Below are 22,073 nucleotides of genomic sequence, written 5' to 3'. Positions count from 1 at the left end.
TCGCTATAATCCCTCAGAGTTTAAACATTGAGATTGTGAAAAGCGAATGAAAACAATTGAGGTTGATGAGGATCTATACCGTTATATTGCCAGCCAAACCCAACATATTGGAGAAAGCGCGTCGGATATTTTACGCCGTTTGCTCAATGTTGACGGTAAAGTGTCTGCAGCAGCGGTCGTGACGCAAGTAAGTACCGAGCCCAAGGGCATTGTTGTGAGTAAAGATGCCGTACAAGAGATACAGATTGATAGCGTAAAAGAGATGCGTTCTTTGCTCATTTCTGATGAATTTGCGGCTTTGAAAAAAGCAATTGATCGTTTTATGTTGGTGCTTTCAACCTTATACCGTATCGATCCAGTAAGTTTTGCTGAAGCGACCTTAGTGAAAGGACGTAAGCGTGTGTATTTTGCTGATAACGAGCAAACCTTGCTTGCTAGTGGGCAGACAACCAAGCCAAGAGCGATTCCAAACACACCATTTTGGGTCATTACCAATAACAATACTAGCCGCAAACAACAGATGATCGAGCAGCTGATGGTATTGATGAATTTCCCGAGTGACATTATTGAGAAAGTGACGCACTCAATCTGATTTGTGCCCATTCATAGATAAAAATCTGATTCAAGCCTCATACTGCGGACCACTAAGTCCGTATCATGAGGCTTTTTATTTCGTTGTTATTTTAAGAAAGGATGTCAAAAATGGCTATGCACCCACGCGCCGGACAAAAAGCACGGCAGGAAGACTTACATAATATCCCTGCGCTCGTTGCAAACTACTTTTTACTTCAACCTGATGCGGCTAACCCAGACCATAAAGTGCAATTTGGTACTTCGGGGCATCGTGGTTGTGCGGATAAATCGACATTTAACGAAAACCACATTCTTGCTATTGCTCAAGCGGTAGCAGAAGTGCGCGCTCAGCAAGGAACCACTGGGCCGATTTTTGTCGGAAAAGACACGCACGCACTCTCTGAGCCTGCTTTTTCTAGTGTACTTGAAGTACTGATCGCTAATGAAATTGAAGTGATCGTTCAACAGGATAATGGCTATACGCCAACTCCGGGTATTTCACACGCAATCTTGACTCATAACTTGAAGCACGCGCAAAAAGCTGATGGCATTGTGATCACACCTTCTCATAATCCACCACAAGATGGTGGTATTAAATACAATCCTACCCATGGCGGCCCTGCTGAAGGGGAAATCACCCAAGCGATTGAAAACCGTGCCAATGAGATCATTGCAGAAGGCATGCAAGGCGTGAAGCGTCTGCCTATTATGTCGGCAAAGCAATCGCCGCTGTTTAAACAAGTTGATCTTGTGAAACCTTATATTGATGACTTAGTGAATGTGATTGATATGGAGGCCATCCAAAAAGCCAATCTAAAACTGGGTGTTGATCCGCTCGGTGGCAGTGGTATTGATTACTGGCGTCAAATTGGCAAAGCGTATCAGCTTGATTTAACACTGGTGAGTGAAGCGGTGGATCCGACATTCCAATTTATGTCACTCGATAAAGATGGTGTAGTGCGTATGGACTGTTCTTCTCCTTATGCAATGGCGGGGTTATTAGCGTTAAAAGATCAGTATGATCTCGCGTTTGGTAATGACCCTGACTACGACCGCCACGGCATTGTCACTCCGAAAGGTTTGATGAACCCAAACCATTTCTTAGCCGTATGCATCGATTATCTGTATCGTCACCGCAAGCAATGGCGTAAAGAAGTAGCTGTTGGTAAAACGTTAGTATCAAGTGCATTGATTGACCGTGTGGTCGCCGATCTTGGCCGTGAGCTGTGTGAAGTACCTGTCGGCTTTAAGTGGTTTGTTGATGGCTTATACAGTGGTCACTTCGGTTTTGGTGGTGAAGAGAGCGCAGGTGCGTCATTCCTGCGTAAAGACGGAACGCCTTGGTCAACGGATAAAGACGGTATTATCCTTTGCTTACTGGCGGCGGAAATCACCGCTGTCACAGGTAAAAATCCGCAGCAATATTATGAAGATCTGGCCGCGAAACATGGAGAGTCTAAATATAGTCGTATTCAAGCTGTCGCAAATGGCCCACAAAAAGCAGTGCTGAGCAAATTGTCACCAGAGATGGTCTCTGCGCAAACATTAGCGGGAGATGAGATCACAGCCCGCTTGACGCATGCTCCCGGTAATGGCGCAGCCATCGGTGGATTAAAAGTGACCACTGATTATGGCTGGTTTGCTGCTCGTCCATCAGGCACAGAAGATATTTATAAGATCTATTGTGAAAGTTTTAAGGGCGATGAGCACCTCAAGCAAATCGAAGCGGAAGCGCAACAGATTGTTAATCAAGTCTTTGCCGACGCTGGTTTGTAAGCAAACTTATCAATTAAAATAGGCGGCCAGAGGCCGCCTATTTTATATTTAGTCGTCTATTATCTTGGTTAAAGCTGAGGCCAACTGTCGGGAACGATGAACCAGAACTTTCCGCTGTCACTTTGGCAATGCACAAAACCATGCTCTTCATTTGCTGTGTAACGCGTGCAGTTTTTACCTTTCCCGCTAATCCATTGAGGCTTTTCCAGTAAGAATAATGCTTCATCTATTTGATGTGACTGGCTTTGATAACACCAAAAACCAGCAATTTGTGACAGATTGAGTTTATAACCTAGGCATTCACTAGGAACAGGCTCATCGTGAAAAGGGTTTACATACAAGCGCCCTTGCATTAGTAAATGACGGCTAACGTCACGCCAAAGTGGGTAAGCCGCACTAAATTGGGCTGATTGGGAAAGGGTCAATTGGTGGTTCAACATATGTTCAAGTTTGAGATCTAATCGATCTTGAGCATTGGGACCATACCACAGCCCTTGATGTAGCAGGTAAAACTTCACTGCGACTTCCCAATGCTCATAACGCTGACTGCGTTTATTTTTGATGACAAAATCTAGCGAACCTAGTGTACTTCCTGCTTCGTTCAATTGAATTTCTTCAGAAACGGCGGAATAAGTGGGGTTTAGCGTAAACAATAAAGAACATAAATGCTGGTAGAGAAAGCCTAACCTAGGGTTCCCTCTATATTCTTCTTTTAATATCGGAACATTGGGTAAAAAAGGAGTACGCGCCGCGACTACACCCTCTCCTTGGAAAAGAGTAGGGGTTGTCGACACCCAGTGTGCCAGTGTGTTGAGGTCCATTGTCATTAATTGTTCTCGTCCTTATTTTTCGACATTCTAGCTTGAAATTGTTATAACCACGCTAATGATAAAACTCAATTTTGGAATGAAAGATGGATAATTTAAAACTTGAAGCTCTGCTCAATCAAAAGCTTAATCCTCAATTGATTAAAGACTATTGCCCTAATGGATTGCAAGTTGAAGGTCGCACTGAAATCAAAAAGATTGTGACGGGTGTGACGGCCTCGCAAGCGCTGATTGAACAAGCAATTGAACGAAATGCTGACGCTTTATTAGTGCATCATGGTTATTTTTGGAAAAGTGAGCCTGAGTCCATCCGTGGAATGAAAGGCCACCGGATCCGAGCTTTGATACGAAATGATATAAATTTATACGCATATCACTTGCCGTTAGACATCCATCCAGAATTAGGCAATAACAAATTGCTAGCTGATTTGTTGGGGATTCATGTTGATGGCGGATTAGAAGGACATCCTCAGTCGGTCGCTATGTTCGGCCATTTTGAACAAGCGTTGACAGCCGATGAACTCAGTCAACGAATCGAGCAAGCTTTACAACGACGGCCACTGCACGTAGCTCCGAGCTCAAACAAAATCATCAAAACGGTGGGTTGGTGTACTGGTGGTGGGCAAGATTACGTCGATCTAGCGGCGCAGCACGGATTAGATGCGTTCATCTCTGGTGAAATATCAGAGCGGACTACCTACTCAGCAAGAGAGCAAAATATTCATTATTTTTCTGCAGGGCACCATGCCACAGAGCGTTATGGCGTTAAGGCTCTGGGAGAATGGTTAGCGAGCGAATATGGCTTTGAGGTTGAGTTTATCGATATCAATAACCCTGTGTAGTGGGTTTGTTTCTGATCAATGTATCCAATGAAAAAAGAGCGAGTGGGAACTCGCTCTTTTCTATTAAGTACTATGACTGGGTTTGCTATTCGCGTTCGTGTAACGGTTTAAAGTTGCGCATTTTTTGACCAGTGTAAAGTTGGCGAGGACGGCCAATTTTATTATCTGGATCACTGTGCATTTCATTCCAGTGGGCAATCCAACCGATAGTGCGAGACATTGCGAAGATAACGGTAAACATAGAGATTGGAATACCGATAGCCTTCAGAATAATGCCTGAGTAGAAATCAACGTTAGGGTAGAGTTTTTTCTCAACAAAGTATTCGTCAGAAAGCGCGATGCGCTCAAGTTCCATCGCCACATCTAACAGTGGGTCTTGAATATTCAGCTCTTTGAGCACTTCATGGCAAGCCTCACGCATTACCGTCGCTCTTGGGTCGTAGTTTTTATAAACTCGGTGACCAAAACCCATCAAGCGGAATGGATCATCCTTATCTTTTGCTCTGACGACATACTCAGGAATGTTATCAACGTTGCCTATCTCTTCTAGCATACGCAGACAGGCTTCGTTAGCCCCCCCATGAGCAGGCCCCCACAAAGAGGCAATACCAGCCGCAATACAGGCAAACGGGTTAGCACCAGAAGAACCGGCAAGGCGAACCGTTGAGGTTGACGCGTTTTGTTCATGATCGGCATGCAGTGTGAAAATTTTATCCATCGCGCGTGCAACCACAGGATTCACTTCATACTCTTCACACGGCGTTGCAAACATCATGTGTAGGAAGTTCTCGGCATAGCTTAAGTCATTACGCGGGTAGATAAATGGTTGGCCGACAGAATACTTGTAGCACATCGCCGCCAATGTTGGCATTTTTGAGAGTAGGCGGTAAGCCGCTATTTCTCGGTGTATATCATTATTAATATCAAGTGAATCATGGTAGAACGCAGCAAGCGCTCCAACCACACCACACATTACAGCCATTGGGTGAGCGTCACGGCGGAAACCGTGGAAGAAACTTGCGATTTGCTCATGAACCATAGTGTGACGCGTCACCGTATGTTTAAACTCTTCATATTGCTTACGATTAGGGGCTTCACCGTAAAGAAGAATATAACAAACTTCCAAGTAATCAGCGTTATTGGCTAATTGATCAATAGGGAAGCCGCGGTGCAGTAACACCCCTTTTTCGCCATCGATATAAGTGATTTGAGATTCACAAGATGCAGTGGCAAGAAAACCAGGGTCAAAAGTGAAGTATCCGTTGGCTCCTAGTTTACGAACGTCGATTACTTGTGGGCCTACAGTCCCATCCATAATCGGCAGCTCGATTGGCGCTTTACCTTCAATATGAAGGGTCGCTTTCTTATCTGCCATAACAATCTCCTTTGTTTATTATTTAATCCGTCCAGGATGTTTGTGTGACATTTTTTTACGTGTGTTCTTAATTAAAGTCAATTTTTCTCGTCTGATGTGTGCACTTGTTTTGATTTTTTATACATATAAAGTTAAAAATCTGTTCTGTGTAGCAAAAATTGTTACATCAATTGTATTAGAATGTTGCGAGCCGTATAGTGGCACTGAAAATTTTGGTGAACACCTTATAAATAAAAGGCTAGAAACTGTATTTCAGTATTGCATTCTGTCTTTGTTGTTAACGGAATTATTACATTTAACTGCGCGATATCGGGCTTTTTATGTTAAAATAATGTTAACTTTTGTGGGTTTTACAACCAAAATTCATCTATAACTATAAATGCTCAATGGAGCTGAGTGAGCAAGCCCGTGAAAGAAAGAAAGTCAAGACCTGTTAATTTAGATTTACAGACCATTCACTTTCCGATCAGTGCGATTGCATCCATCCTACACCGAGTGTCTGGGGTGATGATGTTCGTTACGGTCGGAATTTTGCTGTGGTTACTCTCCCTCTCGTTAAGTTCTCCGGTAGGTTTTATGGAAGCCAGCAACATTGTGAATGGCTTTTTCGCAAAATTTATTTTATGGGGAATTTTAACAGCGCTGTCTTACCACATTGCAGGTGGTATACGCCATTTGCTGATGGACCTGGGCCACTTTGAAGAGTTGGAGTCAGGGGCTATGAGTGCCAAAGTCGCCTTCATCGCAACAGCAGTGCTTTCAGTTTTAGCGGGAGTATTGGTATGGTAAAACATGTTTCTTCTTTTGGTCGTAACGGAGTGCATGATTATCTGCTGATCCGTGCTTCTGCGATCATTATGACTCTTTATACTATCTACCTAGTCAGCTTCTGTGCTTTCTCTGGTGATATCTCCTATGTTTCATGGACACAGTTTTTTGGTGGAACCTTTACCAAAGTCTTCACAATGCTGGCGTTAGTCTCTGTCCTTATCCATGGTTGGATCGGTTTATGGCAAGTATTAACGGATTACATTAAGTGTTCTAAATTGCGTGGTGGCCTGCAATTGGTCGTTATCGCAGTGCTCTTTGGATACTTCTTCTCTGGCTTATTTGTATTGTGGGGTGCGTAAGTGACTATTCCAGTTCGTGAATTTGATGCCGTAGTGATCGGCGCTGGTGGTGCTGGCATGCGTGCAGCACTGCAAATTTCAGAGCAAGGTTTATCCTGTGCTCTGCTTTCTAAAGTTTTTCCAACACGTTCTCACACGGTTTCGGCTCAAGGTGGTATTACCGTTGCGTTAGGCAACGCGCATGAGGACCACTGGGAACAACATATGTATGACACGGTGAAGGGCTCCGACTATATCGGTGACCAAGATGCTATCGAGTACATGTGTAAGAATGGTCCAGAGTCGGTGATTGAACTAGAGAAAATGGGTTTGCCTTTTTCTCGTTTTGACAATGGCACCATTTATCAGCGCCCATTTGGTGGGCAATCCAAAAACTTTGGCGGTGAACAAGCGGCTCGAACCGCTGCTGCCGCTGACCGTACTGGTCACGCACTACTTCATACCTTGTATCAACAAAACATTAAATATAAGACCACTATTTTCTCTGAGTGGTACGCACTTGATTTAGTGAAAAATGAAGAGGGTGCAGTACTTGGCTGTACCGCCTTGTGTATGGAAACAGGCGAAGTTTGTTATTTCAAATCTAAAGCCACAGTATTAGCGACTGGCGGAGCTGGCCGTATCTATGCTTCAACCACCAACGCGCACATCAATACGGGTGATGGCGTGGGCATGGCTATCCGCGCTGGCGTCCCGATGCAAGATATCGAAATGTGGCAATTCCACCCAACAGGGATTGCTGGTGCTGGCGTTCTTGTGACGGAAGGGTGTCGTGGTGAAGGTGGTTATCTTTTAAATAAAGATGGCGAACGTTTCATGGAACGTTATGCACCAAACGCGAAGGATTTGGCTGGTCGCGATGTAGTAGCCCGCTCAATGATGATTGAGATCCGTGAAGGTCGTGGTTGCGATGGTCCATGGGGTCCACACATCAAGCTTAAACTGGATCACCTTGGCAAAGAAACTCTGGAATCTCGTCTGCCGGGCGTATGTGAGTTGTCACGTACGTTTGCTCACGTCGATCCAGTTAAAGAACCGATTCCAGTGATCCCAACCTGCCACTACATGATGGGAGGAGTACCGACTCAAGTTTCAGGTCAGGCGATTAAGCAAGATGCTAAAGGTGCTGATGTGGAAGTTCAAGGTTTGTTTGCGTGTGGTGAAATTGCATCAGTATCGGTGCATGGCGCGAACCGTTTGGGTGGTAACTCTCTACTGGATTTAGTGGTCTTTGGCCGAGCAACAGGCTTGCATTTGGGCGAAACGTTGAAAAAGCAAGCGGACGCAAAACCTGCCACAGAAGCGGACATTGAAAAATCGCTAGAACGTTACAACCGCTGGGAAAACAGTACAGGTGGTGAAGATCCCGCGCAAATTCGTAAAGATCTGCAACGTTGTATGCAAAATAACTTCTCGGTGTTCCGTGAAGGTGAAGCGATGGCTAAAGGTCTTGAAGAGCTTAAAGTGATTCGTGAACGTTTGAAGAACGCACATCTTTCAGACAAGTCAACCGAGTTCAACACTCAACGGATCGAGTGTTTAGAGCTGGAAAACTTGATGGAAACAGCATTTGCTACCGCGGTTGCTGCAAATTATCGTACCGAAAGCCGTGGAGCCCACGCTCGCTTTGACTATCCTGAACGCGATGATGCTAATTGGTTATGCCATTCAATTTACAACCCTGAGACTGAAAGCATGTCGAAGCGTAGCGTAAATATGGAACCAATTTATCGTGAAGCGTTTCCGCCTAAAGCGCGCACATACTAAGGAGAAGGCACTATTATGAAATTGAAATTCTCTTTGTATCGCTATAATCCGGATGTCGATCAAAAGCCTTACATGAAGGATTATCTGCTTGAAGTCGAAGAGGGCTCTGACATGATGTTGTTGGATGCACTCATTTTGCTGAAAGAGCAAGATCCTACCATTGCTTTTCGTCGCTCGTGCCGTGAAGGAGTGTGTGGATCTGACGGTTTGAACATGAACGGTAAAAATGGATTAGCGTGTATCACTCCATTATCCGCGCTTTTGGCCAAAGGCACGATTGTTATTCGACCTCTGCCGGGGCTACCAGTCGTCCGTGATTTAATTGTCGATATGGCCCAGTTTTATGAAAATTACGAGAAGGTTAAACCTTACCTTGTGACTGACGGAAACTTGCCTCCGGCTCGTGAGAACTTGCAATCACCAGAAGAGCGAGCGCATTTAGACGGTTTATATGAGTGCATTATGTGCGCTTGCTGCACAACTTCATGCCCTTCTTTCTGGTGGAACCCGGATAAGTTTATCGGCCCAGCAGGTTTGTTGGCGGCTTATCGTTGGCTAATTGACAGCCGAGATACCGCAACAGATGAACGTTTATCTAATCTTGATGATGCTTTTAGCGTTTTTCGTTGCCATGGCATCATGAATTGTGTAAGTGTTTGTCCTAAGGGATTAAATCCGACGAAAGCCATTGGACATATCAAATCAATGCTTGTGAACCGTTCGGTTTAAAATGAATAAAAATTGCAGGTCTTCGGACCTGCCTTTTATAGCTCGGCATAGACCGAAGCAAACGTGAAAACTACTGGTTAAGGGAAAATATGCACAACGGCGTGATGAAGGCATGGCTCGAGTCTTCACACTTGGCTGGCGCCAATGCAACTTACGTAGAGGACCTCTACGAACTGTATCTAAGTGATCCTGATCTGGTAAGTGAGGAGTGGAAACGTGTTTTTGATGGCTTGCCTGCGCAAGCTGACAATGTGGTTGAACAGCCACATTCACGTGTCCGTGACTACTTCCGACGACTCGCGAAAGAAACAAAGCATTACAATGTCCAAGTTAGTGATCCAGATGTCGATGCTAAGCAAGTAAGAGTCTTGCAGCTGATTAATGCTTACCGTTTTCGCGGTCATGAAGCGGCTCAACTCGACCCCCTAGGTTTATGGCAACGCCCATTAGTGGCAGAATTAGACCCAGCGTTCCACAATCTTAACGAAGGTGACTTCGAAGAAACTTTCAATGTCGGCTCTTTTGCTATCGGGCAAGAGACAATGAAATTGAAAGACATTTATCAAGCCCTCAACAAAACCTATTGCGGTTCCATCGGTGCAGAATACATGCACATTATCGACACTGAACAAAAGCGTTGGATACAACAACGTCTTGAATCAGTCGTTGGACAACCTTCTTTCAGCAAAGAAGAAAAACGAATTTTCCTCGAAGAATTGACAGCCGCAGAAGGCCTTGAGCGTTATTTAGGCGCGAAATTCCCTGGTGCGAAACGCTTTTCTTTAGAAGGTGGCGACGCACTCATCCCAATGATGAAAGAGTTGATCCGTCATGCTGGTAGCACAGGTATGCGTGAAGTTGTGATTGGTATGGCGCACCGTGGTCGTCTTAACATGCTCGTCAACGTCTTAGGTAAAAAACCTCAAGATCTGTTCGACGAGTTTGCGGGTAAGCATGGTGAAAGCTGGGGAACGGGTGATGTTAAATATCACCAAGGTTTCTCTGCTGACTTTGCGACACCCGGCGGTGATGTGCATCTAGCCTTAGCATTTAACCCTTCGCATCTTGAAATTGTTAACCCAGTCGTGATTGGTTCAGTTCGTGCTCGGCAAGATCGATTGGGAGATGAAGACGGTTCGACAGTGCTACCTATTTCGATTCATGGTGACTCTGCTATCGCTGGCCAAGGTGTCGTTGCCGAGACATTTAACATGTCTCAAGCGCGTGGTTATTGCGTGGGAGGGACGGTACGTATTGTTATTAACAACCAAGTTGGTTTTACCACGTCAAACCCTCGTGATACACGCTCGACTATGTATTGTACTGACATCGCTAAGATGGTTCAGGCACCCATTTTTCACGTCAATTCTGATGATCCAGAAGCAGTTGCTTTCGTCACCCGCATTGCACTCGATTATCGTAATGAATTTAAGCGTGATGTCGTCATTGATCTGGTTTGTTATCGCCGTCACGGCCATAACGAAGCCGACGAGCCAAACGCAACTCAACCGCTGATGTATCAAAAGATCAAAAAGCATCCTACACCGCGTAAGCTTTATGCCGATGTTTTGATAGAGCGTGGTGAGTTTGATATCGAGATTGCCACACAGTTAGTCAACGAATATCGTGATGCTCTGGATCATGGTGAAGTCGTGGTGAAAGAGTGGCGTCCAATGGCACTGCATTCTGTTGATTGGTCACCGTATATTGGCCATGAATGGGATATGCCATGGAATAATAAAGTTGACCTTGAGCGTTTAAAAGAGCTGGGTAACCGAATTTGTCAGTATCCAGAAAGCCATAAACTGCAAAGTCGTGTGGATAAAATCTATACCGACCGACAAGCGATGGTTAATGGAGAGAAGCTTCTCGATTGGGGTATGGCTGAAACGCTGGCTTATGCAACCTTAGTTGATGATGGAAAGCGAATCCGCATTTCGGGGCAAGACTCTGGGCGTGGAACCTTCTTCCACCGTCACTCGGTATTGCATAACCAAAGTGACGCAAGTACCTATATTCCATTGGCGAATATCCATGATAAACAGGGTCCTTTTGAAGTATTGGATTCGGTTTTGTCGGAAGAAGCAGTGCTAGCTTTTGAATATGGCTACGCGACAGCGGAGCCGAGTGGTTTGACGATTTGGGAAGCTCAGTTTGGTGATTTCGCCAATGGAGCTCAAGTTGTGATTGACCAGTTCATCTCTTCCGGTGAACAAAAATGGGCGCGTTTGTGTGGTTTAACCATGCTGCTACCTCATGGTTATGAAGGACAAGGCCCGGAACACTCATCAGCACGCCTAGAGCGTTATTTGCAACTGTGTGCCGAACAAAACATGCAAGTGGTGGTTCCCTCTACGCCAGCGCAGGTATACCACATGCTGCGTCGTCAGGTTGTTCGTCCAATGCGTCGACCATTGATCGTTATGTCACCAAAATCGTTGCTGCGTCACCCACTATGTATCTCAACACTGGAAGACTTGGCTGACGGATCGTTTTTGCCGGCTATCGGCGAAGTTGACGATCTCAACCCAGCGAATGTCAAACGTGTTGTGTTCTGCTCTGGTAAGGTTTACTACGACCTGCTTGAACAGCGCCGCAATAACGAACAAGGTGATGTTGCTATCGTCCGTATTGAACAGCTATATCCATTCCCGAAAGAAGAAGTGGAAGCGGCTATCGCTCAATACACTAATGTTGTTGACTATGTATGGTGCCAAGAAGAGCCTCAAAACCAAGGTGCTTGGTACAGTAGCCAACATAACTTCCGTTCTGCCATTCCAGCCGGTGCTGATCTGAAATACGCAGGTCGCCCTGCATCAGCATCACCAGCCGTTGGTTATATGTCGGTACACTTGAAACAACAAAAAGCGTTGGTTGAAGACGCTCTGACCCTAGCTTAACGAACTAGAAGTAAAAGGAAGACACAGATTATGACAATTGAAATTCTGGTTCCAGATCTACCTGAATCAGTGGCTGATGCAACAGTCGCGACATGGCATAAAAAGCCAGGTGAAGCCGTCGCTCGTGATGAAGTACTCGTTGAGATTGAAACTGATAAAGTAATTCTTGAAGTGCCAGCGCCTGAGGCGGGTGTTCTCGAAGCCATTATCGAGCAAGAAGGTGCGACGGTGCTTTCGAAACAGTTATTGGCGAAATTGAAACCCGGTGCCGTTGCAGGTGAACCGACGAAAGATACCACCAACGATACAGAGCCGTCTCCTGATAAACGCCACAAAGCCACACTGACAGACGAAACGAATGATGCGCTTAGCCCTGCGGTACGCCGTTTACTCGCCGAGCATGGTTTGGAAGCAAGCCAAGTGAAAGGCTCTGGTGTGGGTGGACGTATCACGCGTGAAGATGTTGATGCTCATCTAGCGGCTGCAAAATCAGCGTCAGCAGTTGCTTCAAGTCAACCTGAGCCTGTCGTTGCGATGGCGCGCAGTGAAAAACGTGTACCGATGACGCGTTTGCGTAAACGTGTTGCGGAGCGCCTGCTTGAGGCAAAAAATAGCACGGCGATGTTGACGACGTTTAATGAAGTTAACATGAAGCCTATCATGGATCTGCGTAAGCAATATCAAGGTCTGTTTGAAGAGAAACACGGTATTCGTTTAGGCTTTATGTCTTTCTACGTGAAAGCGGTAACAGAAGCGTTAAAGCGTTACCCAGAAGTGAATGCATCTATTGATGGCCAAGATATTGTGTATCACAGCTATTTTGATATTAGCATGGCAGTTTCAACGCCTCGTGGCTTAGTGACTCCGGTTCTTAAAGATTGCGATACGCTAAGCCTTGCCGAAATTGAGAAGGGCATCAAAGAGCTTGCACTCAAAGGAAGAGATGGCAAATTGACGGTTGAAGAACTGACTGGCGGTAATTTCACAATTACGAATGGCGGTGTGTTTGGATCGTTAATGTCAACACCGATCATCAATCCGCCGCAAGCGGCCATATTGGGTATGCACAAAATCCAAGACCGCCCAATGGCTGTGGATGGCAAAGTAGAAATTTTACCAATGATGTACCTAGCACTTTCTTACGACCACCGTTTGGTGGATGGCCGTGAGTCAGTTGGTTTCCTTGTGACAGTAAAAGAGCTACTTGAAGATCCAGCACGTCTGCTACTGGACGTGTAACCTCACTGAACGTTGTTCAGTGAATGTAAGGCTAGGCAGGCTCACGTCTAGCCTTCATTTAAGCAAAAGGCTACAAGCTATCCTCTTGGATAAATTGCAGCCGCTTAATTTGAGAAGCACCCTACAGATATATGGCGCAGCATAGCTGCCGCTTTATGGAAATAATAAATCCCCTAAGGGATAAACAAACGGAAGAACATAATGAATTTGCATGAATATCAAGCCAAACAGCTGTTTGCAGAATTCGGTTTGCCTGTACCGGAAGGTTATGCCTGTGATACTCCACAAGAAGCTTTTGAAGCGGCGGGTCGGATTAGTACAGCGAAGAAAGTTGTTAAGTGTCAAGTGCATGCAGGTGGTCGCGGTAAAGCGGGTGGCGTTGAGTTGCACGACACTAAAGATGGTGTCAAAGAGTTTGCTCAAAAATGGCTAGGTAAACATCTGGTTACTTATCAAACGGACGCAAATGGCCAGCCAGTATCAAAAATTTTGGTTGAAGAAGCCTCTAATATCGCGAATGAGCTTTACTTAGGCGCTGTTGTTGACCGTGCGACTCGTCGTGTCGTGTTCATGGCCTCAACAGAAGGCGGCGTGGAAATTGAAAAAGTAGCGGAGGAGACTCCGGAGCTGATTCATAAAGCCGCGATTGATCCTTTGGTTGGTCCGCAAGCCTACCAAGGCCGCGAACTTGCTTTCAAACTTGGCTTGGAAGGCGACCAAATTAAGCAATTTGTGAAGATCTTTCTAGGTCTTGGCGCTATGTTTACCCAGTATGATCTTGCATTGCTAGAAATCAACCCATTAGTTGTCACCGCTGAAGGGAACTTGTTGTGCCTTGATGGCAAGATCAACATCGACTCAAACGCACTTTATCGTCAACCTAAACTTCGCGAAATGCACGATCTCTCACAAGAAGATGAGCGCGAAGCTCATGCTGCTCAGTGGGAACTGAACTATGTTGCTCTTGATGGTAATGTTGGCTGCATGGTGAACGGTGCTGGTCTTGCAATGGGCACCATGGATATTGTTAACCTTCATGGCGGCAAACCTGCAAACTTCCTTGATGTTGGTGGTGGTGCAACCAAAGAGCGTGTTGCTGAAGCGTTCAAAATCATTTTGTCTGATGACAACGTGAAAGCCGTATTGGTGAATATTTTCGGCGGTATCGTACGTTGCGATATGATTGCAGAAGGCATTATCGGCGCGGTGAAAGAAGTTGGTGTAACGGTTCCCGTAGTTGTGCGTTTGGAAGGTACAAATGCGGAATTAGGACGCGGAGTACTTGCAAATTCTGGTCTTGATATCATTGCAGCTGAGTCGTTAACGGACGCAGCTCAGAAAGTTGTTGCTGCGGCGGAGGGTAAATAATGCCGGTACTTATTAATAAAGACACCAAAGTAATCTGCCAAGGTTTCACTGGTGGTCAGGGAACTTTCCACTCCGAACAGGCGATTGCCTACGGTACACAAATGGTCGGTGGGGTTTCCCCGGGTAAAGGTGGTCAAACTCACCTTGGTCTGCCTGTATTTAATACGGTGCGTGACGCAGTGAAAGCAACGGGTGCAACGGCAACCGTTATTTATGTACCTGCACCATTTTGTAAAGACGCTATTTTAGAAGCAATTGACGCTGGTATTGAACTTATTGTGACGATCACTGAAGGTATACCGACTACCGATATGATTGACGTAAAAGTGAAGCTCGAAGAGACTGGTGTGCGTATGATTGGCCCGAACTGTCCGGGTGTGATTACACCGGATGCGTGTAAGATCGGCATCATGCCAGGCCACATTCATAAGAAAGGAAAAGTGGGTATTGTTTCTCGTTCAGGAACGCTAACTTATGAAGCCGTTAAGCAAACAACAGATGAAGGCTTTGGTCAGTCAACGTGTGTTGGTATCGGCGGTGACCCAATCCCGGGCTCTAACTTCATTGATATCTTGAAACTATTCCAAGATGATCCTGAAACTGAAGCGATTGTGATGATTGGCGAGATCGGTGGTACAGCCGAAGAAGAAGCCGCGGCATTCATTAAAGAGAATGTCACGAAACCGGTTGTGTCTTATATTGCTGGTGTGACAGCGCCTCCGGGTAAACGGATGGGCCATGCTGGTGCTATCATTTCTGGTGGTAAAGGGACAGCTGATGAGAAATTTACAGCGCTTGAAGCCGCGGGTGTGAAAACTGTCAAAAGCCTTGCTGATATCGGAAAAGCATTGCGTGAAGTGACGGGTTGGTAATCACGCCTTCCTCAGTTTGAAGACAAACCCCGAACCTTGTTTCGGGGTTTTTACTTTAGATTCAATAGGTTTTGATACTAGCGTTTTACAAGTTGACTGCACATAAACATCGTTGTAGCCGTCACGACAACCGAAGGGCCTGCAGGTGTGTCAAAATGCCACGAGAGGATTAGCCCGCCCAGCACAGCTAAAGCGCCGACCAAAGAAGCCAATATTGCCATCTGCTCTGGGGTTTTTGTGAGTCGTCTAGCGGTCGCCGCGGGAATAATCAGCAGCGATGTCATAATCAGAGCACCAACAAATTTCATTCCTAGTGCAATTACCACCCCAATCAATAGCATCAGCAGTAAACGCATTAAATCAACGTTGATACCCTCAACAAACGCAAGCTCTTCGTTCACTGTAGTTGAAAGTAATGGCCGCCAAAAAAGAAATAGCAGTGCACTTACTGCAATCGCTCCCCCCCAAATGAAGGCTAAATCGGTAAAGTTCACTGCCAATAAATCGCCAAAGAGATAGCTCATTAAATCGATGCGAACGTTATCAAGGAAGCTTACTGCAATGAGACCAATAGATAACGAGCTGTGAGCGAGAATGCCGAGCAAAGTGTCTGTCGCCACAAGCTGCTGTTTCTGCATAGTAACCAAAATGATTGCAAGCCCAAGACAGCAAACGAGCAACGCAAGATAAAGGTTGATATCAAGCAAAAAACCTAGCGCCAATCCCATCAGCGAGGCGTGTGCGAGGGTATCGCCAAAATAAGCCATTTTTCGCCAAACCACGAATGACCCAAGGGGACCTGCGATAACGGCAATACCAAGGCCTGCTAATATTGATGGAAGAAGAAATTCAATCATGATGGTGACCGTGTGAATGATTTGAACAGCAAGTTGCATCTCCTTTCACAGGTTGGCCTGCTAAGTCGTGATGATGCTGATGTTTGTGATGGTAAAAAGCTAAGGCTTCGCGATTGAGAGTACCAAATAATGCGATATAGCTTGGGTGTTGAGTAATCGTTGCAGGTGAACCGAAACAGCAAACATGGTGATGAAGACAGATAACATCATCCGTTTTTGCCATCACCAGATGCAAATCGTGAGAGACCATGAAGACACCACAACCGAAACGATGTCGTATGGCATCGATAAGATCATACAGATCAATTTGCCCTTGTACGTCAACTCCTTGGGCTGGTTCATCAAGAATTAGAATATCTGGGCGCTGTAGCAATGCACGGGCGATAAGAATCCGTTGCGTTTCACCACCGGACAGCTTATGCATATCATAATCAAGAAGATGCTCGGCCCCGACTAGCCGGAGTGCGTCTAGCAACTCTTGCTGACTAAAACGTCCGGCTAAACTTAAAAATCGTTTAACGGGGAGTGGTAACGCGTCATTAAGTTTTAACTTTTGAGGAACATAACCAATTTTAAGGTTTTTTACGCGCGTCATCGTTCCGCTATGGACGGGCTGTAGCCCGAGCAATACTTTAACGAGCGTCGACTTGCCCGCACCATTAGGACCTATCAGTGTGGTAATCTTCCCTTTTTCTAGGTTGATACTGACATTGTCCAAAACACGGCGGTTGTTGAATTCGACACAAATGCCTTGCAGCTGAATTAAGTTGGACATGAATGGAACTTATTTGCAATTCGGAAGTGTTATAATGTAACATTTCGTTCCCTTTAACGCTATATACCGAATGGAAAAACCATCATGTTGCGTCAGATTATGCTCCTTCTTTGCTTAATAACATTATCGCCTTTGGCGTGGTCTACGGTCATTTTGACCAGCATTAAGCCGATTCAGATGATTACATATGAATTGACTCTCGATGTGAATGAACCAGAAGTACTACTGGGGGCAAATACCTCACCGCATGACTATGCGTTGCGCCCTTCTGATGTTAAAAAAATCAGAGCGGCGGATTTAGTGATTTGGTATGGAAAAGACCTTGAGCCATTCTTAAGTAAGACATTAGCGAGTCACCACAACGTTTTGACCATCAGCCAAATTGATGGCCTGACACTGAGAGAGCTCAGTGGCGAACAACACGATCATGATGGGCATCACCATGGTATGTATGACCCACATTTTTGGCTTGGAACCGATCAAGCCAAGCAAGTGGCAGCGGCGATTACCGCAAGTTTAGTGAAAAGTGATAGCGCTAATGCCGAGCAGTATAAAGTAAACTTAGTCCGCTTTTTAGCTCAATTAGATTCGACCCATCAAGCAATCACGCAGAAGATGAGCAAAATTAGTGATAAAGGATATTATGTTTTTCATGATGCATACGGTTATTTTGAACAGCAATATCATTTGAATAACCTCGGCCATTTTACCGTTAGTCCTGACAGAAAACCGGGTGCTAAAACCCTAATCACCATTAAAAATTCAATCATTAATAATGAAGCGAAATGCGTGTTTTCAGAACCTCAGTTTACCCCGGCGGTGATTGATACTGTGACTCGTGGCACTAAGGTTAAAACGGGAGTACTTGATCCATTAGGCGCAGATATCAAAGTGAAAAGTGGCAGCTATTTTGAGCTGTTAAATCAGCTGAGCAACAACTTTTACACTTGTTTGTCTCAATAGATGTACGCTGTATTGTATGTTGTACGATCTGCACTGAAATCTAGGATAAAGATTCACAGATTGTCGCTTTCTTAGCTTCAAAAAGCCTTATCTTTGGTTAGAATGTTTTGACAATTATCGCCACGAAAAAACAGTTTGCAATGTGGCGTGCTATTGATTGAGGCTCTGTCTGTTGAAAGGAAAGAACGACTATTTTAAACCTTTGCTCTGGATCTTGGGTTTTCTGACGCTTTTATTAGCGCAGGGGACACAAGCTCTAGACAAAGCACCTTCCATCTTCTATCCATTGCCAGCTCAGGCTCAAGGGAAAATTTTTGCCGCACAAAATTTGTTTTTAGGTGAAGAAGGGGGAATTTGGATACACGATGTGCATGGCAAAGTGGTTTTCTTTGATGGACAAAACATCCTTCCCCGGCGTGGCTCAGTGCTTTCACAAGAGAGCGAAAATATTACCTATCTTAATAACGCTTTTTGGACGTTCATTGATAATGAACTTTATCGAACTTATCCCGCACAAGATCGCGAATTAGTATTTAGCTTAACGCCTGGAATCATCATAAAAAAAATAGGTTCGTCAGGTAATTTCATCTGGTTAGCCGATGAGACGCACTTTTATACATACCATGCGCAAACCCACAAGTTAGTTACTTATTCTTTTAAAGAAATGTATCAATTAAATCAAGCTAGTCGATTGATCGTTAATGATGCGAAGTTTGTGCTTTCTAAATGGGTATTAGCCACTAATGCTGGAGTCTATCTGTCAGATGGAGAGAGTTTTTCTCACGTGCTCAGCTCTGGTAAAAACTTCATTGAGAAACTCTATTTTTCCGAGAAACGTAGAGAACTTGTGATTGGAACGCTCAATGGTGGGCTGATTATTGATGTCGAGGACCCAAAGCGCCAACAAAAGTTGGTTGGAGATTCCCATGTATTATCTGTTGCTGAGACAGATCAAGAGTATTGGATTGGTACTGAAGATGGATTATTTGTTTATTCGTTTTTGACAGGTAAAACCGTCAAGTTAGAAAGTAATGACCAAGACAATAATGGGTTACCAGGCAATAAAATTTATTCATTGGTCAATGACTTACAAGGTGGGATTTGGATCGCAACGGATAAAGGTGTTCGTTACTTTTCTTTGTTTGGACAAAAATTTAAGCGCCATTCCATTGCACAGCTCAACAATAATCCCATAACAAAAATTGTGACAAGGTCAGATAATAAAGGATATTTGTTTTTAACTCGACAAGGGTTGTACCAAGTCGATGCTGAAGATTGGCAAGAGCCTAAACTTATTTTCCCTGGAGAAGTGCATGATGTCGCTCAAATAGATGATCATTCTCTATGGATAGCTACACATACAGGCATCGTTATTTATCACTTGCAGACAAAAAAGATGATAGAAACGAGCGTTTTACCTCTGAAGCTGCGTTCGAATGATACTAAACACCTTGAATTTGATCATGAAGGACTGTTGTGGGGAGCAACAGGTAACCATTTGTGGTCATATCAGTTGGCCGATAACTCGCTAACCGATTTCGGTTCTGAATGGTTTGTTGATGCATTTTTGCCTGCAAAAATAATAAAACTTAAGTCAACTCGGCGAGGGGTATTTATCGGCACTGACCATGGTGTTTATCTTTTTGACAAAGGCAAAATTGTTTTTCTCCGAGCGACTAGTCATTATGGACAAAGCATTGATATATTTGAGAGTAGCAAGGGCGATGTTTGGTTTGCTAGTGCTTATGGTGTCTTTGTTTTGGCACATGATCGTAGTGATATTCGATCTATTGATATGGTTGAAGAGAATATTAGCCCCAAATGTTTAACTGAAACGGGCAACGGTATTTGGCTGACTTCCTCACAAGGAATCTCGCTCTACAATCCTATGGGTGAGATGGTAAAGCATTTTGGTGATCCACACGGATTGATGAATAATGAATTTAAAAGTGGAGTTTGCGAATCAAGTATTATCAATAACCAACAGCAGTTGCTGCTAGGTTCCCGTTTTGGCTTAGTGACAGCATGGTCCTCTGAACTCACGGTTGCTACCTCTCCTAATACCAATATTATCTTTAGCCAAGTGAATGTCGATCACATTCCTGTCATGTTCGGTCGTGGTCGTTTTCAGACACTAGAACTGGAATATGGAAGTTCGATAAGCTTTTTGTTTGGTGCATTGCCAGAATCGAGAGCCTTATCATTGGAGTATCGTATTGCAGGGGATAAGGAGTGGCAGAGATTAGAAAGCGCTCAGTTGACTCTTGATCACCTATTACCTGGACACTATCGTTTGCTGGTGAGAAATTACAGTCCAAATCCGCAAAACAGTATGATAAACAGTCTATCATTTATTGTGGATAACCCGTGGTATTGGTCTTCATGGGCTATTGTTCTTTACCTTTGCCTTTCTATAGGCCTTATTGCTTTTGCTTCATGGTGGCGTTCTCGTTGGGTTACCAAAGTAAACCGAAAGTTAAAAGCTCAGGTGGCCTTGAAAACGGATCAACTACGGCATCAAAGCAAAATTGTTTTGACTAATAACCAGCAGTTGCGCAAGCAATTACAAATTCGCCATATCGTTGTTGAACAGATGTTAGATTCTATTACTCCTACATTAAATCAGCTGATTTATCGCTCCCAACTCCATCAACTCGCGCGACTTGAGTCTTTAGCTTTAAAAGTAAAACGTGAACTGGCGTTACTTCGTAACGTAAGAAATGATAAAACAGCGACTCAGTTGCTCTACGACCTATCGATAATCTTGAACTCTTGTGTGGACGGATGGCGTGAAGAGTTCGCGAAAGCGAATATTTCGTTGGCGGTGAACAATGAGCTTAAACAAGCTTATATTGAATCTGCCCATTTTAACCTAGACATCATTTTCAATACGCTACTGTCTGATGCGGTAAAACGTCTTTATAGAAATCAAGAGCTACAAATTCATTGTTATGAAAGGGAGAAAAGACTGTTTATTGTGATGATTGACTGTGGCGATCAGGTGCAATCCATCAATAGTGATAAGCGTATCTCTGGTTTTGAACTAGAGGAGATGCAACTGTTAGTACAGCGCAGTGGTGGGGAAATACATATTTTTTCATCGCCAGAACGAAATTTAGTTGAGCTTTCTTGGCCATCAGTAGAGCTTGTGAGTGATGCACCTGAAATGATCGTCGTAGAAGAGCATTCAGAGGACAAGTCTATTGATGTAACGGAAAAAGAGTGGCTTAAAAAAGTAGAAAAATTGGTACACAATTACTATTCAGATCCTGAATTTAGTACCTCTAGTGCGGCTAAATCACTCTTCGTATCGGAGCGTAGCTTGCAGCGTCGTTTTAAAGCGATCACCAATAAAACATTCAAAGAGTATCTAAATGAGATCCGCTTAGAGAAAGCGTGCCAATATTTGCTCGCAGGAGGAAAAGTCGCCCAAGTCGCTTTTGATTGTGGGTTTAATGATCCGTCTTATTTCAGCCAAAGATTTAAACATCACTTCGGTTTATCGCCAACCCAATTTGTTGATGATAACGAGTAATACCGCCCCTGATAAATAGTGATAACTTTCCCACTTGAAGCTGCAGCGATGTTAGCGACATTCAGTCACCCTAATCATAAAGCTTATTCAGGTGTGTGGATATGAACTCACTTTCCGCCGACCTGCAATCAAGCTGTATCTCCCTTCTTGATTAGATTGGCTGCTGTGTTAGTTGCGCATATTTGTCTATGTTTGCGTAGATACACTCATTAATACTCAAAGTCGTAATATCAATTTATTTTGGGAATAGCACTTACTCAATAAACAGGCTGGGTCGGTGATTGTGTTGCAGTAAAGATGAGATGAGATGAGTAGAAAAAAAGATCGTGGTATAGCCGGGGGGACTATACCACGGGTGTCAATGACACCTTCGCTTGCTGCCGGAGTGATACGAGTAACACCCGTACCACCTCTGGAATTTGTATCTAAGGAGTAATTCCTTTCGATGGATTTACTATATGGCAAAGGACTTATTTCATTTATAAAATTAACGACAACCTAGTATAAGAAAAACGACAAAATATATAATTAACCATATCCTATTG

Annotated in this window: 17 protein-coding genes; 13 read left to right on the top strand and 4 right to left on the bottom strand. The window is 44.4% G+C overall.

Annotation, left to right across the window (positions count from 1 at the left end; genetic code table 11):
- Positions 1–46: 46 nt before the first annotated feature.
- Entirely contained in the window at positions 47–592 is a 546-nt protein-coding gene (gene seqA, locus AACQ42_RS03605) for a replication initiation negative regulator SeqA (RefSeq protein ID WP_010318681.1), read from the top strand.
- 110 nt (positions 593–702) lie between these two features.
- Complete coding sequence (gene pgm, locus AACQ42_RS03600; protein ID WP_026028060.1) at positions 703–2,349, top strand: phosphoglucomutase (alpha-D-glucose-1,6-bisphosphate-dependent); 1,647 nt, start codon at positions 703–705, stop codon at positions 2,347–2,349.
- A 68-nt stretch (positions 2,350–2,417) separates the two neighbouring features.
- On the opposite strand, the gene AACQ42_RS03595 is transcribed toward pgm, so the two are convergent.
- Entirely contained in the window at positions 2,418–3,176 is a 759-nt protein-coding gene (locus AACQ42_RS03595) for a DUF1853 family protein (protein WP_047687810.1), read from the bottom strand.
- An 86-nt stretch (positions 3,177–3,262) separates the two neighbouring features.
- Here AACQ42_RS03595 and AACQ42_RS03590 point away from each other — a divergent pair, with 86 nt between their 5' ends.
- A complete protein-coding gene (locus tag AACQ42_RS03590) occupies positions 3,263–4,018 on the top strand; it encodes a Nif3-like dinuclear metal center hexameric protein (protein WP_094165161.1) in 756 nt (251 codons plus the stop codon).
- Positions 4,019–4,103: 85 nt separating this feature from the next.
- On the opposite strand, the gene AACQ42_RS03585 is transcribed toward AACQ42_RS03590, so the two are convergent.
- Positions 4,104–5,393, bottom strand: a complete 1,290-nt coding sequence (locus tag AACQ42_RS03585; RefSeq protein ID WP_017042719.1) for a citrate synthase — start codon at positions 5,391–5,393, stop codon at positions 4,104–4,106.
- A gap of 396 nt (positions 5,394–5,789) precedes the next feature.
- Between AACQ42_RS03585 and sdhC the strand changes: the two genes are divergently transcribed.
- The 8 genes from sdhC to sucD all read left to right on the top strand — a co-directional run bounded on the left by sdhC (position 5,790) and on the right by sucD (position 15,398).
- Complete coding sequence (gene sdhC, locus AACQ42_RS03580) at positions 5,790–6,182, top strand: succinate dehydrogenase cytochrome b556 subunit (RefSeq protein WP_094165159.1); 393 nt, start codon at positions 5,790–5,792, stop codon at positions 6,180–6,182.
- Positions 6,176–6,523: a succinate dehydrogenase, hydrophobic membrane anchor protein gene (gene sdhD / locus AACQ42_RS03575; RefSeq protein WP_010318675.1), complete on the top strand. Its 348-nt coding sequence runs from the start codon at positions 6,176–6,178 to the stop codon at positions 6,521–6,523. Before sdhC ends, sdhD begins: the two co-directional genes overlap by 7 nt.
- A complete protein-coding gene (gene sdhA / locus AACQ42_RS03570) occupies positions 6,524–8,290 on the top strand; it encodes a succinate dehydrogenase flavoprotein subunit (RefSeq protein WP_013856347.1) in 1,767 nt (588 codons plus the stop codon). It begins immediately after the preceding gene.
- A gap of 15 nt (positions 8,291–8,305) precedes the next feature.
- On the top strand, positions 8,306–9,019 hold the full coding sequence (locus tag AACQ42_RS03565) for a succinate dehydrogenase iron-sulfur subunit (RefSeq protein WP_013856348.1): 714 nt from the start codon (positions 8,306–8,308) through the stop codon (positions 9,017–9,019).
- An 89-nt stretch (positions 9,020–9,108) separates the two neighbouring features.
- Positions 9,109–11,919 (top strand): 2-oxoglutarate dehydrogenase E1 component, encoded by a 2,811-nt coding sequence (gene sucA / locus AACQ42_RS03560; protein ID WP_013856349.1) that lies wholly within the window; start codon positions 9,109–9,111, stop codon positions 11,917–11,919.
- Positions 11,920–11,949: 30 nt separating this feature from the next.
- Positions 11,950–13,158 (top strand): 2-oxoglutarate dehydrogenase complex dihydrolipoyllysine-residue succinyltransferase, encoded by a 1,209-nt coding sequence (gene odhB / locus AACQ42_RS03555; protein WP_094165156.1) that lies wholly within the window; start codon positions 11,950–11,952, stop codon positions 13,156–13,158.
- A 201-nt stretch (positions 13,159–13,359) separates the two neighbouring features.
- On the top strand, positions 13,360–14,526 hold the full coding sequence (sucC, locus tag AACQ42_RS03550; RefSeq protein ID WP_013856351.1) for an ADP-forming succinate--CoA ligase subunit beta: 1,167 nt from the start codon (positions 13,360–13,362) through the stop codon (positions 14,524–14,526).
- Positions 14,526–15,398, top strand: coding sequence for a succinate--CoA ligase subunit alpha (gene sucD / locus AACQ42_RS03545; protein ID WP_094165155.1), 873 nt, complete (start codon positions 14,526–14,528; stop codon positions 15,396–15,398). Before sucC ends, sucD begins: the two co-directional genes overlap by 1 nt.
- Positions 15,399–15,475: 77 nt before the next feature.
- Here the strand turns inward: sucD and znuB are convergent, their stop codons facing one another.
- A complete protein-coding gene (znuB, locus tag AACQ42_RS03540) occupies positions 15,476–16,255 on the bottom strand; it encodes a zinc ABC transporter permease subunit ZnuB (RefSeq protein WP_026027242.1) in 780 nt (259 codons plus the stop codon).
- Positions 16,248–17,030 carry a zinc ABC transporter ATP-binding protein ZnuC gene (gene znuC / locus AACQ42_RS03535; protein WP_094165153.1) on the bottom strand — a complete coding sequence of 261 codons (783 nt, stop codon included), beginning with the start codon at positions 17,028–17,030 and terminating at the stop codon, positions 16,248–16,250. Before znuC ends, znuB begins: the two co-directional genes overlap by 8 nt.
- Positions 17,031–17,114: 84 nt before the next feature.
- On the opposite strand from znuC, the gene znuA reads away from it, so the two are divergent.
- Complete coding sequence (znuA, locus tag AACQ42_RS03530) at positions 17,115–17,993, top strand: zinc ABC transporter substrate-binding protein ZnuA (RefSeq protein ID WP_017045228.1); 879 nt, start codon at positions 17,115–17,117, stop codon at positions 17,991–17,993.
- Positions 17,994–18,165: 172 nt separating this feature from the next.
- Entirely contained in the window at positions 18,166–21,528 is a 3,363-nt protein-coding gene (locus tag AACQ42_RS03525; protein ID WP_094165151.1) for an AraC family transcriptional regulator, read from the top strand.
- Positions 21,529–22,073 lie beyond the last annotated feature (545 nt).

The sequence above is a fragment of the Vibrio sp. V12_P9A6T4 genome, from assembly GCF_963874835.1.
In the GTDB taxonomy this organism is placed as follows: Bacteria; Pseudomonadota; Gammaproteobacteria; order Enterobacterales; family Vibrionaceae; genus Vibrio; species Vibrio anguillarum.
This window is presented reverse-complemented; position numbering and strand designations above follow the sequence as displayed.

Bases quoted from the DNA above. Each gene is read 5' to 3' on its own strand.
- odhB (WP_094165156.1), top strand. From the start codon at position 11,950: ATGACAATTGAAATTCTGGTTCCAGATCTACCTGAATCAGTGGCTGAT.
- znuA (WP_017045228.1), top strand. From the start codon at position 17,115: ATGTTGCGTCAGATTATGCTCCTTCTTTGCTTAATAACATTATCGCCT.
- sucC (WP_013856351.1), top strand. From the start codon at position 13,360: ATGAATTTGCATGAATATCAAGCCAAACAGCTGTTTGCAGAATTCGGT.
- znuB (WP_026027242.1), bottom strand. From the start codon at position 16,255: ATGATTGAATTTCTTCTTCCATCAATATTAGCAGGCCTTGGTATTGCC.
- AACQ42_RS03585 (WP_017042719.1), bottom strand. From the start codon at position 5,393: ATGGCAGATAAGAAAGCGACCCTTCATATTGAAGGTAAAGCGCCAATC.
- AACQ42_RS03595 (WP_047687810.1), bottom strand. From the start codon at position 3,176: ATGACAATGGACCTCAACACACTGGCACACTGGGTGTCGACAACCCCT.
- znuC (WP_094165153.1), bottom strand. From the start codon at position 17,030: ATGTCCAACTTAATTCAGCTGCAAGGCATTTGTGTCGAATTCAACAAC.
- sdhD (WP_010318675.1), top strand. From the start codon at position 6,176: ATGGTAAAACATGTTTCTTCTTTTGGTCGTAACGGAGTGCATGATTAT.
- AACQ42_RS03565 (WP_013856348.1), top strand. From the start codon at position 8,306: ATGAAATTGAAATTCTCTTTGTATCGCTATAATCCGGATGTCGATCAA.
- seqA (WP_010318681.1), top strand. From the start codon at position 47: ATGAAAACAATTGAGGTTGATGAGGATCTATACCGTTATATTGCCAGC.
- pgm (WP_026028060.1), top strand. From the start codon at position 703: ATGGCTATGCACCCACGCGCCGGACAAAAAGCACGGCAGGAAGACTTA.
- sucA (WP_013856349.1), top strand. From the start codon at position 9,109: ATGCACAACGGCGTGATGAAGGCATGGCTCGAGTCTTCACACTTGGCT.
- AACQ42_RS03590 (WP_094165161.1), top strand. From the start codon at position 3,263: ATGGATAATTTAAAACTTGAAGCTCTGCTCAATCAAAAGCTTAATCCT.
- sucD (WP_094165155.1), top strand. From the start codon at position 14,526: ATGCCGGTACTTATTAATAAAGACACCAAAGTAATCTGCCAAGGTTTC.